The following is a 12,429-nucleotide window of genomic DNA, read 5'->3' as shown; positions in this document are numbered from 1 at the left end:
TAAGAAAAAACAATTGGTAGCTAACTGGTTTAAATATATTTTAAAAATAAAAGCCGTAAAACCTTACTTTTGCAACATGCGAATTGATATTATTACTGTAGAACCAGATTTACTTAGAAGCCCGTTTGAAAATTCAATGATGAAAAGGGCTATTGAAAAAAACTTAGCTGAAATACACTTACACAACTTACGTGAGTATGGTATGGGAAATTACCGTCAGGTAGACGATTACCAATTTGGTGGCGGTGCCGGTATGGTGTTAATGATAGAACCTATTGCCAATTGTATTGAAAAATTACTGGCTGAACGTTCGTATGATGAAATTATTTATATGACACCGGATGCTAAAACCTTGAACCAAGCTACCGCAAATGCCTTATCGTTAAAAGAAAACATTCTTATTTTAACCGGTCATTATAAAGGAGTAGATCAACGTATTCGTGATAAATATATTACCAAAGAAATTTCTATTGGCGATTATGTACTTACCGGAGGAGAATTGGCTGCTGCTGTTGTTTGTGATGCTGTTATTCGTTTAATTCCGGGAGTTTTAGGAGATGAAACTTCTGCTTTAACAGACTCTTTTCAAGACAATCTTTTATCACCTCCTGTATATACCCGCCCTGCCGAGTATGAAGGAATGAAAGTACCTGAAATTTTATTATCTGGAAATTTTCCTAAAATAGAAGAATGGAGAGCTGAACAAGCCTATGAACGTACCAAACAAATCCGTCCGGATTTACTAGACGAATAGATTACAAAACCAATCCCTAACTAACCAAAGGCATCGTATTTTGAATACCATAAAATCTTTTACCAAAAAATATCCGGCAATAAGCATTGTACTGGCTTTTCAAATCTTCAGATTTTTATTACTTCCGTTTATGGGATTAATGCCACAAGATGCCTATTATCATTTTTACGGAGAAAACTTATCACTCTCTTATTTTGATCACCCGGGAATGATTGGGTATGTATTACGATTGTTTACGCTTCTTTTTGGAAAAACGGTTTTTGTGGTTAAGCTGGCTGATTTTGTGATAACCTCATTAACCATCCTTAGCTTTTATAAACTGGCATCTCTTTTTCTTTCTAAGCAAAAGCTACAAAGAGCCATTGTATTAATTGCCTCTACGTTATTTATTTCAATTTTATCGTTCAACTCTACTCCGGATGTACCCTTACTATTGTTTTGGACCTTGAGTATTTTAGGGTTATACAAAGCTATTTTTGAAGAAAAAAAACAATATTGGCTCTATGCCGGAATTGCTATGGGACTGGCTTTTGACAGCAAATACACCGCACTATTATTGCAATTTGGACTTATTGCTTTTCTTATATTTTCTAATACTTACAGAAAATTATTTTTTTCACCATGGTTTTGGAGCAGTTTACTAATTTCTATACTGGTTACCTTTCCGGTTTGGTGGTGGAATTATCAGCATAATTTTGCTTCATTTCTATTTCAATCATCTGACAGAACCAGCTCTATTTCGGGGTTTCATATAGAACCTAATTTTTTCTTCGGAGCTTTAGGTCATCAACTATTTTTATTGCTTCCAGTATTGTTTAGTGTTTTTATAGTATTTACATTTAAATATGTAAAACGTGCTCTTATACAATTCAAAATTCCCAACTCGCAAACACTTTTTCTGTTAGCTTTTTTTATTCCCACTTTTGTAGGTTTTATGAGTTTAACTCCTTTTTATTGGGTAAAACTTAACTGGTTAATGCCCTCTTATATTACAGGAATTATTTTAGCAGGAATGGTTATCAGTAAAAAACTGCTGAAAGCTCAAGTTATCACCTCAGTAGTTTTACATGTACTGGTTGCTTTGCAAGTATTATTTTATGTAGTTCCTATTAAAAGTGATGATACTTGGATTGGTTGGAAAGAATTAGCGGAGGCTACTAAAGAAATTCAAAAAGAACACCCGAATTCTTTTATTTTTTCTGATGATAAATACAAAACCTCTGCTGCCCTCACCTTTTTTATGGATGAAAAAATCTATGCTCAAAATATTATAGGAAAACCTGCTTTACATTTTGATTATTTGGGGGATGATTTAACTTCTTTAACCGGTAAAAATGCCATTTTTATTGATTCTGACACTCGTTTTAAAAACAGCGATAAAAAAAATGAACTTCCGGTAGACGTACAAAAATACTTTTCAAAAGTAACAGAACTTGATCCTATTATTATTTCAAAAAACGGAAAAGACCTCCGTAAGTTTTGGGTATATTATTGTGAAAACTATACCGCTACTCCTTAATTTGATAATGTAACCATTTGAAAATATAACAATGTAATAATTACTTTCAGCTTTTCAATGCCCTTCAATTGTTGTACACCGAAAAAATATATTTTTAAAAACGGTGTACACACAAGCTTATCAAAAGTTTGTACACGTTTAAAAATCATTTTAAAAAATCGTGTACAGTCCTTACGTTTTAAATGTTGTACACACTAAAAAAACATTTAAAAAAAACGTGTACAACTTTCATGTATTAGAATATTTCGGCGTTGCTCAGTAGAACTATAGAGAGCATCTCGATACCGTTTTACTTCCTTTACCTCAGAAAAACTACTCCATGTGATATTAACAAAAGCATTTACAAAATGAAAGTGTCATTTTTAAAAACTGGAATTATCGTATCCTAACCTAATTATTAAGGGGTGTACGGCAAATTTCCGTTTTTGTTAAAATAAGACCATCACTGCGAAGCAAACACTTTTGCTGTGGCAGTCTCATTGAATAGAAGAGATTACTTTAGTCGTTACCAACTCCTTCGTAATAACTCGAAAGGAAATTTGTCGTATACCCTTATTAAGAATCTTTACATAATTTGTATAAAAAAACGTACTTAACCACTTGATCATTTCTCTCCACCAGAAACGTCTGTAATAACTCGTATTTTTTATAGGTATGGGTATAAACCATCTGCGGATCACGAAAGTTTCTACTATCGGTTAGGTATAAAAACTCTTTTTCATTCGTAATATCCGGGTACATTTTATTAATCCAATAATACTTATGTATGTTAGGCAACTCCCCTATTCCATACACTTTCATTTGATTAGGACGCGCTATGTAATAATCTATATGAGCCGCCGGAAACCATTTATCGGAAATAATAGGAAGATGATTTAATTCTTTTTGTTCTATAAATTCTGAAACCCGTTCTGAAGCTTGTTTCCAACCATACATATCCATTAACGCATCGTTTCTTCCTGTTAACTCCTTGCTTTCCGCAGTTTTAACCGATAAAAACCATCCCTGATTAATTACAAAAGAAGCTAATGTATATATTGAAACCAACACTGCAACTGTTATGATTAAATTATGTACAATGTTTTTTTGCTGATAAATAAACAATCCTACTAAAGGTAAGAGTGTTATATACGATACGCCCGACCAGTGCGGTAAGGTATCTCTAGATAATGATATATAGATAGTGGTTACTATTAAAGGCAACGATATGAACAGGAATAGCCACGCTACTTTAGTAGTTAAAACAAACTTTTTTCTAAAAAAAGAAACCAACATTACTATAACCAGTATAAAAATATAGGGGTTGTTATAAAGGCACTGTCCTAGCAATTCCCTAATAAAAGAGTTTTTATTAAATGACAAGCTAAACAGTGACACTCTGTTATTATGAAATTTATAACTTATAAAATCGTTTTGGTAATTCCAGTAAAAAATTAAGCTTACGGCCAGTATCGGAACTAAAAGCCCTACATATAAACTCCAATCTTTTAACCATTTTCTATTAAAGCATACTATATACAAACTAACACCCAACAGTAAAAATACAGCTTGGTATTTTGAGTAGATAGCGCAACCGATACCAACAAACGCCCAAAGTATTTTTTTTCGGGTAGTTGTTGATGGTTCATAAGGTAATGATTGTAGTAAAAAGTAAAAACTCAGCACCCAAAAAAATAAAAGCGGAGCGTCCGGTAAAATAAAAAGTCCGGATATAATAAAACCGTAAATACTTATATTATAAAGTAAAACGGCTATGAATCCTAAGCGTTCATCTTTTAACTGTTTTCCTATTAAAAAAATAAGATACATGGTAATACTTGCCGGAATAATGGCAGCTAACCGAATAGCTAATTCACTATCAAACCATAAGTTTACCGTAAACAATTGAATAAAAAAACCTACAAATGGCGGGTGATCAAAATGACTAATATCCGGGTACTTTGCATACAACCAATAATACACTTCATCATTACCAAACTCTAACTGGCTACCTAAAAAAATTCTGAAAAATGTACTTAAACTAATAAGTACAACAGTTGCTTGTTTATATGATATTTTCACTTAGCGTAAGGCGATTAATGAACTCTTTTAGGTTTACAAAAAAATGCCATACTAACAAAACCGATAGCAATTCCTAAAAAAGATCCTACAAAAATATCAATTAAAAAATGTTGTGATAAATACACTCTGGAAAAACCGGCAATAATAGCTAAAGACATCCACAAATACTGTGATTTACACTTTGAAAAATACAAACATAAAATGGTAAAAACAGCAAATGCTGTAGTAGTGTGCCCTGACGGAAATGAATTCCATAAAGCCATTTTAACTCCATCTACCAAATGTAAAGCTTCTTCTCCTAAAGCACCTACCGGTCTGGGAATCCCTTTAAATATAACCTTTTTAAAAAGATGCGTTACCAAAAGCGTAAGTACCCCTCCAACTATAAAAACCAATGCCATTTTTCGTTTTATAAATAAAAACAATAACGCCAATACCCCAAACATAACTCCGTCACCTAAATGCGTAACGTATTTAAAAAACACATCAAAAAAAGAAGTATGAAATTGATTGACACTTGTATGAAGATAAAATTTATTAAATACAGAAATCAGTAGTAAAGAAATCGCGAAAAAAACGCCGTATATAAGATAGGTTTGTTTTTTTATAGAAGTAATTAACTCAACAAAAACCAATCTTATTTTTTGTTGTTGTATAAAAAACTTTCCATCATTATTTATCTTTAAGATTCCCTTATGCTCCAATGATTTCATCTCTTTGCTTTTTACTTTTTGCTTTATAACAAAGAAATTAGACACCTCCCTACTGAATTAAATTTAATTAACGTTTCATTAATATAGTGTAGTTCTGTATCTGTTATTTATTTGTCGATTGTAAAACTAGAGAGCATTTGTTGCTGAAGCATTAAGTCAACTTTAAGCAAGTATCAATATTTTTTACTTAATTAACTTTAAAACAACATTTTATTAAAACAGGTATAAAACTATTTTAACCTAAAAATAATTATCAAATTAAGTTTTTTATATCGAAAAAAAACATAAATTTGCACGCACAAAATCAACCTCTGACGAGAATCGTGTATGTTGTTTTTCGTAAACCATCAAAATATATTTAAAAATGGAATCTTTAGTTAAATTTGTACAAGACGAATTTGTAACAAGAAATGATTTACCAGAATTTTCTGCTGGTGATACTATAACAGTTTACTACGAAATTAAAGAAGGAAACAAAACACGTACTCAGTTCTTTAGAGGTGTTGTTATCCAAAGAAGAGGAACTGGTAGTTCTGAGACTTTTACTATTAGAAAAATGTCTGGTACTGTTGGTGTTGAACGTATTTTCCCTGTTAATTTACCTTCTATTCAGAAAATTGAAATTAACAAAAGAGGTAAAGTACGTAGAGCTCGTATTTTCTACTTTAGAGGTCTTACTGGTAAAAAAGCAAGAATCAAAGAAAGAAGAAACTAATCAGTTTTACAAAATACTTAAAAAGCACCGTACAAAATACGGTGCTTTTTTTATTAACTTTTGTTAATAACTTCGGTTTATAAATTGTTAATTTTTAATTAGTTAAATAATTTTATTTTCTTAACTAAATAACTATCTTTGATAGACAAAGATCTTTATAAATACATTTTAGGTTGCTTTTAGTTTTTTCATGTAACGTGAAAATGACTACAACGGATTCATTAAATATAATTTTTAATTTTTATGATTAATGCATTAGTTGTAAGTCTGGAAGAAATAATAGTAGTTATTGAATTAATTAAAGAAGTATACCTAAACAACGGAAGCCACAGTACTTCCTTCAGAAATAGTTATTGTTTAGTAACATTAAAAAAGTAAACTAACTATTTCAAAAAGCCATATCAAAGAACCATTGTTTGATATGGCTTTTGTACTTTATATCAAATCCTTAAAAAGGCTTCGTAAAATTGTTATTATCGTAATAAAACCAATTAATTAATAATAATTTAGCATCAATAAATTCGTTGGTTATTCATAAATTTGCCTGACTTCAAAATAATTAATTTAATTTTTACTTATGAACAAAACGGCTAAAATTATGTATACGAAAACGGACGAGGCTCCTGCTTTAGCTACACGTTCGTTTTTACCTATAGTAAAGGCTTTTACTCAATCATCAAACATAGCAATAGAAATTAAAGATATTTCACTTGCAGGGCGTATTCTTGCTAACTTTTCTGATTATTTACCTGAAGAGCAACGTGTAGAAGACGCTTTAGCTTTTTTAGGTGAGCTTGCTACGAAACCTGAGGCTAACATAATTAAATTACCAAACATTTCTGCATCGGTACCTCAATTAAAAGCTGCCATAAAAGAATTACAAGCTTTAGGATATGCTTTACCAGAATACCCGGAAGAAGTTACAACAGATGAAGAAAAAGCTGTTTTAGACCGTTACAATAAAATTAAAGGATCTGCTGTAAACCCGGTTTTACGTGAAGGAAATTCAGACAGACGTGCGCCAAAAGCCGTTAAAAATTATGCTAAAAAGAATCCACACTCTATGGGGGCTTGGAGTAGCACTTCTGAAACTCACGTAGCAACAATGAATGACGGTGATTTTGCACATACTGAAAAATCTGTAACACTTAATCATGCTACCGATATTAAAATACTTCATACAGATACTAATGGTAACACTACTGTTTTAAAAGAAAAATTTTCTTTATTAGACGGTGAAGTTATTGATGCATCAGTAATGAACAAAAAGAAATTAATTACCTTTTTAGAAGAGCAAGTGCAAGATGCTAAAGATAAAGGGGTTCTTTTTTCTTTACACATGAAAGCCACTATGATGAAGGTTTCTGACCCTATCATTTTTGGCCATGCTGTACGTGTTTTCTTTAAAGATGTTTTTGCTAAACATGCAGAAACTTTTGAAAAAATAGGCGTTGATGTTAACAATGGTTTTGGTAATTTACTAAGTAATTTAGAAGAGCTCTCTGCGGATAAAAAAGCTGAAATTTTAGCAGATATTGATACTGCTTATGCTAACAACCCAGATTTAGCAATGGTAAATTCAGATAAAGGAATTACGAACTTGCACGTACCTTCTGATGTGATTATAGATGCTTCAATGCCGGCTATGATTCGTACTTCAGGACAAATGTGGAATAAAGAAGGAAAACAACAAGATACCAAAGCTGTTATTCCTGATAGTTCTTATGCAGGTTTATACCAAGAAACTATCGATTTTTGTAAGAAAAACGGTGCTTTTGATCCTACCACAATGGGAACTGTTCCAAACGTTGGTTTAATGGCTCAAAAAGCAGAAGAATATGGTTCACATGATAAAACCTTTGAAATTAACAACAATGGTAAAGTTCAGGTTGTTGATGCTAACGGAACTGTTTTAATAGAACATACTGTTGAAGAAGGAGATATTTGGAGAATGTGTCAAACTAAAGACGCTCCTATTCAAGATTGGATAAAATTAGCTGTTTCCAGAGCTAAAGCTACAGGAGTTCCTGCAGTATTTTGGTTAGAAAAAGAAAGAGCTCACGATGCTGAAATTATTAAAAAAGTAGAAAAATATTTACCAAACTACGATACTACCGGTTTGGAAATAAAAATTCTATCACCTGTTGAAGCTACAAAGTACACTTTAGAAAGAGTAAAAGCCGGTGAAGATACTATTTCTGTTACAGGAAATGTTTTACGTGATTATTTAACAGATTTATTCCCAATTTTAGAATTAGGAACTTCAGCAAAAATGTTATCTATTGTTCCTTTAATGAATGGTGGAGGTTTATTTGAAACCGGTGCCGGTGGATCTGCTCCAAAACACGTACAACAATTAACTGAAGAAAATCATTTACGTTGGGATTCATTAGGTGAATTTTTAGCACTGGCCGTTTCTTTAGAACACTTAGCTGAAACTAACAACAATACTAAAGCTAAGGTTTTAGCTGAAACATTAGACCAAGCTACAGGAAAGTTATTAGAAAACAAAAAGAGTCCTTCAAGAAAAACAGGCGAATTAGACAACCGTGGCTCTCACTTTTATTTAGCAATGTATTGGGCAGAAGCTTTAGCTTCTCAAAATACTGATAGTGAATTAAAAGCTCAGTTTGCTCCTGTTGTACAACAATTAGCAAATAATGAAACTGTTATTGTTGATGAATTAAACAAAGTTCAAGGTAGTGCAGCAAATATTGGTGGTTATTATGAACCGATTGATAATTTAGCTGATGCTGTTATGAGACCGAGTGAAACTTTCAACGCAATCATAGCAAACATATAACAATATTATTACATACATAAAAAGCAGGGAAATTCCCTGCTTTTTTTATTGACATCCTTCTTCTCTTTAACCAACCATGGTTACTACTCTCTGAGGTAACGGAGCTTCATACCCTGCTTTACCTAATTCTTCAACTATTTTTTGTCTGGTATCCCAGTAAACATCCCAATAATTATCACTTTTCACATAAGGAAGTGCTAATAATTCAACACTATTTTCTCCTAAATTATTTACCGCAACTCTTGGTGTCATTCCTTCTTGCTTTAACACATTAACATCATTAACCAAAACCTGCATCACAATATCTTTGGCCTTCGCAATATCTGCTCCGTAACGAATAGCAAAAGGCATATCAATACGTAAGCTTCCTACCTTAGACAGGTTTGTTATTTTTCCTGAAGTAATAGCAGAATTCGGAATGATTTCTGTTTCTTTTTGAAACGTTTCTATAACAGTTACAAACACAGAAATTTCTCTTACAAAACCAAAAGCTCCGTTTGTTTTTACTAAATCTCCTACCCTGAATGGTCTAAAGATTAACAACATTATTCCTGAAGCTAAATGTCCTAACGAACCATTAAAAGCAGCTCCAATAGCAACACCTACACCCGCTATTAAAGCTGCAAAAGTTGCTGTTGGCACACCTACAATACCCGCTATTGAAATAATTAATAACCCTTTTAATACAAAACCAATAAGAGTTACTAAGAAAGGGCGCAAAGTTGTATCAATATGCTTCGTTTCAAATGCCTTTGAAATTCCTTTCATTAAAAAGCTAATAATCCATAAACCAATGATTAAAACAGCAAATGCGCCTAAAAGTTTCAGCCCCCAATCACCCATTCCGGTAGCTATTGAATCATAAAAGTTGGTTAGTGAATTTTGAATTGTTTCCATTTTTTTAATTTTTTGTTGATTTATATAAAATGAGACACCGCTTTTTTTTATTAGTCACTTAACATAAAATACTATTTGTTCTATTGCTTTATTTGTACCTTTGACTCATGAATTTCACAAAGACTACTGAACAGGATTCTGAATACAATGACTTAGAAAAGATGACTATTTCTGAGTTACTTTTTAACATAAATAAGGAAGACAAAACAGTTCCTTTAGCTATTGAAAAAGCCCTACCTCAAATAGAAAAATTAACAGAACAAATAGTTGATAAATTAAAAAACGGAGGTCGGTTATTTTACATGGGAGCAGGTACTAGCGGTAGATTAGGCATCGTTGATGCCAGTGAGTGCCCTCCTACCTTTGGCGTTTCACATGATTTAGTTATCGGAATTATTGCCGGAGGAGATTCAGCAATTAGAAAAGCTGTTGAATTTGCAGAAGATTCAACAGAACAAGGATGGAATGATCTTTTAGAACATGCTATTAGTCAGAAAGATATAGTTATAGGTATTGCTGCTTCCGGAACAACTCCTTATGTAATTGCAGCTTTAGCAAAATGTAATGAAAACGGAATTATAACAGGTTGTATTACTTGTAATGAAAATAGTCCTTTAGCAACAACAGCCAGCTTTCCTGTAGTTGTAGTTGTAGGTCCAGAATTTGTTACAGGGAGCTCTCGTATGAAAGCAGGAACAGCTCAAAAACTGGTTCTGAATATGATTTCTACAACTACCATGATACAATTAGGAAAAGTAAAAGGAAACAAAATGGTAGACATGCAGCTTTCTAATAACAAACTTGTTAATAGAGGCATAAATATGCTAGCTTCTGAATTACAAATTGACGTACTAACTGCTGAAGCATTATTAAAAAAATACGGTAATGTTAGAAATGCTATAAATAATTACAAAAATGAGTAAAAATACCTCCTTAGAAAAAAGTTTAAAAAGGGTTGTTATACTATTAGGTTTATTAATAATTTCACCTTTAACGTTAAGTATTTCATTTAAAGCGTTACGAATTTTTACTACTTCACCCAAAATAATATTAGCTTACTCTTTATTAATTGCCGGTATTTTATTAACTTTATATACAGTCTACTTTGGTTTTAAAACTTTTAAAAGCATTTTAGACTCACTCTTTAAAGATTAGAAATTTGAGCTTGAGAAATAGATTTCAAAAAATTTTCAATTGGGAATATTGGCCTTCGTCTATGTTTTATGTTCCCAACATTCCTTACGCCTTCTATTTAGCTTTCAAAGCTAGAAATTTAACTTTCTTTACCGCCGCAAATCCAAGCATAAAAAGCTCCGGTAACGGAACAGAGAGTAAATTTGAAACTATTCAGTTAATTCCAGAACCATTCAGGCCAAAATCAATTTTAGTAAAACCAAAAACTGATTTTAATAAAGTTGTTGAGGATTTAAAACAGGCACAAATAAACTATCCTATTATTGCCAAACCTGATATTGGCTTTCGTGGTTTATTAGTAAAAAAAATTAACTCTGACACTGAGTTAAAAAATTACCTGAATAAATACCCTATAGATATTATTATTCAAGAGTTTATTGAATTAACTAATGAATGTGGAATATTTTATTTTAGAAACCCTACTCATGAAAAAGGTAAAATAAGCTCTATTACCTTAAAAAAATTCTTATCAGTCACCGGAGATGGAAACTCTAAGATAAAAGATTTGGTTTTAGCCGATAACAGAGCTCGGTTATATTTAGATATTATTTCTGAAAGTGAACAAACTAATTTAGACAGTGTTCCTAAAAAACATGAAATAATCAATTTATCAACCATTGGTAACCACTGTAAAGGAACTCAATTTATTAATGGAAATCACTTGATTACTGAAAAGTTACATCAAACTTTTGATGAAATTAACAAATCAATAAACGGATGGTATTACGGGAGGCTTGATATAAAATATAATTCTTTTGAAGAATTAGAAAATGGTAAAAATTTAAAAATCCTTGAAATTAACGGTATAATAGCTGAACCTACACATATTTACGACAGTGAAAATTATACCTATTTTCAAGCTCTTAAAGAAATTAGAACCCATTGGAAAAATTTATATCAAATATCAATAACAAATCATAAAATTTTAAAAACCCCTTATAAAAAAACAAAAGAGTTTTCTAAAGAAATCATACATCTAAAAAACTATGTATCAACCATTAGAAACATAAATTAAGTTTTATATTTGTGACTAAATAAGGAAAACAACATCTAATATATATAACCCCTTGTATTTATTGAGGCTCTTAGCCTCAATGCTTTTAATATCTTGATATTATGAAGAGAATAATTACTTTACTCGCTTTATTTTTTTTATCTTCTATAAATTTACTAGCACAAGTAAAAATTGGAGATAATCCGAATGTAATTCATGACAGCTCTATTCTTGAATTAGAAAGTAATAATAAGGTTCTTGTTATTACGAGAGTTACAGACAGTCAAATGAATAGTATTTACCCATTAGAAGGTGCTATTGTTTATAATACTGACCAAAAATGTATTTTCCAATATAGTAATATGACATGGGTTAGTTTATGCGACTCTATAAGTAGCAGACAGTTAATTTTTAATGAACTAACAAATGAGCTAACACTTGGTGATTGGGGAACTGTTAATTTAAGTTCATTAATTAATGATGCTGATAGTGATCCAACCAATGAAATTCAAGTACTAACTTTTGATAATACAACAAACACATTAAACCTTCTTAATGGAGGAAGTGTTAATTTAGGTGATGTTATTAAAAATATTGAGACGCTGACCACAATTGTTGCCAATGCCGATGGAACCTTTACCTATACCAATGAAAACGGAAATCCGACTATCATTGATATCAAGAACTTAGAAACCTTAACCTCCATCGCGCTGAATGCCGATAATACCAACATCGATTATAAAGATGAAGATGGAAATACCACACAGCTGAACTTAACC

Annotated in this window: 11 protein-coding genes and 1 pseudogene; 9 read left to right on the top strand and 3 right to left on the bottom strand. The window is 31.6% G+C overall.

Annotation, left to right across the window (positions count from 1 at the left end; translation table 11 throughout):
* Nucleotides 1–76: 76 nt before the first annotated feature.
* Nucleotides 77–754 (top strand): tRNA (guanosine(37)-N1)-methyltransferase TrmD, encoded by a 678-nt coding sequence (gene trmD / locus ACQY1Q_RS11140; protein ID WP_431005396.1) that lies wholly within the window; start codon nt 77–79, stop codon nt 752–754.
* Nucleotides 755–794: 40 nt separating this feature from the next.
* Nucleotides 795–2,273: a glycosyltransferase family 39 protein gene (locus ACQY1Q_RS11135; RefSeq protein WP_431005395.1), complete on the top strand. Its 1,479-nt coding sequence runs from the start codon at nt 795–797 to the stop codon at nt 2,271–2,273.
* Nucleotides 2,274–2,828: 555 nt separating this feature from the next.
* On the opposite strand, the gene ACQY1Q_RS11130 is transcribed toward ACQY1Q_RS11135, so the two are convergent.
* Complete coding sequence (locus tag ACQY1Q_RS11130) at nt 2,829–4,334, bottom strand: ArnT family glycosyltransferase (protein WP_431005394.1); 1,506 nt, start codon at nt 4,332–4,334, stop codon at nt 2,829–2,831.
* Between the two features lie 14 nt (nt 4,335–4,348).
* Entirely contained in the window at nt 4,349–5,047 is a 699-nt protein-coding gene (locus ACQY1Q_RS11125; RefSeq protein ID WP_431005393.1) for a phosphatase PAP2 family protein, read from the bottom strand.
* 364 nt (nt 5,048–5,411) lie between these two features.
* Between ACQY1Q_RS11125 and rplS the strand changes: the two genes are divergently transcribed.
* The 3 genes from rplS to ACQY1Q_RS11110 all read left to right on the top strand — a co-directional run bounded on the left by rplS (nt 5,412) and on the right by ACQY1Q_RS11110 (nt 8,565).
* Nucleotides 5,412–5,762 carry a 50S ribosomal protein L19 gene (gene rplS, locus ACQY1Q_RS11120; protein ID WP_431005392.1) on the top strand — a complete coding sequence of 117 codons (351 nt, stop codon included), beginning with the start codon at nt 5,412–5,414 and terminating at the stop codon, nt 5,760–5,762.
* Nucleotides 5,763–6,005: 243 nt separating this feature from the next.
* Nucleotides 6,006–6,140, top strand: a complete 135-nt coding sequence (locus ACQY1Q_RS11115) for a hypothetical protein (RefSeq protein ID WP_431005391.1) — start codon at nt 6,006–6,008, stop codon at nt 6,138–6,140.
* Nucleotides 6,141–6,339: 199 nt separating this feature from the next.
* On the top strand, nt 6,340–8,565 hold the full coding sequence (locus ACQY1Q_RS11110) for an NADP-dependent isocitrate dehydrogenase (protein WP_431005390.1): 2,226 nt from the start codon (nt 6,340–6,342) through the stop codon (nt 8,563–8,565).
* 66 nt (nt 8,566–8,631) lie between these two features.
* Here the strand turns inward: ACQY1Q_RS11110 and ACQY1Q_RS11105 are convergent, their stop codons facing one another.
* A complete protein-coding gene (locus ACQY1Q_RS11105) occupies nt 8,632–9,462 on the bottom strand; it encodes a mechanosensitive ion channel family protein (protein WP_431005389.1) in 831 nt (276 codons plus the stop codon).
* Nucleotides 9,463–9,569: 107 nt separating this feature from the next.
* On the opposite strand from ACQY1Q_RS11105, the gene murQ reads away from it, so the two are divergent.
* From murQ to ACQY1Q_RS11085, 4 genes and pseudogenes are all read left to right on the top strand, one after another.
* The gene (gene murQ, locus ACQY1Q_RS11100) at nt 9,570–10,385 is read left to right on the top strand and encodes an N-acetylmuramic acid 6-phosphate etherase (protein WP_431005388.1); all 816 of its coding nucleotides are present in this window, start codon (nt 9,570–9,572) and stop codon (nt 10,383–10,385) included.
* The gene (locus ACQY1Q_RS11095) at nt 10,378–10,617 is read left to right on the top strand and encodes a DUF6095 family protein (RefSeq protein ID WP_431005387.1); all 240 of its coding nucleotides are present in this window, start codon (nt 10,378–10,380) and stop codon (nt 10,615–10,617) included. Before murQ ends, ACQY1Q_RS11095 begins: the two co-directional genes overlap by 8 nt.
* A gap of 10 nt (nt 10,618–10,627) precedes the next feature.
* A complete protein-coding gene (locus ACQY1Q_RS11090) occupies nt 10,628–11,671 on the top strand; it encodes a D-alanine--D-alanine ligase (RefSeq protein ID WP_431005386.1) in 1,044 nt (347 codons plus the stop codon).
* 101 nt (nt 11,672–11,772) lie between these two features.
* Nucleotides 11,773–12,429, top strand: a pseudogene (locus ACQY1Q_RS11085) (hypothetical protein); the annotation flags it as partial.

The sequence above is a fragment of the Tenacibaculum sp. TC6 genome (genome assembly GCF_050606265.1).
Classification (GTDB): Bacteria; Bacteroidota; Bacteroidia; order Flavobacteriales; family Flavobacteriaceae; genus Polaribacter.
Note: the sequence above shows the minus strand (reverse complement) of the source record. Positions and strands in the feature narration are given on the sequence as shown.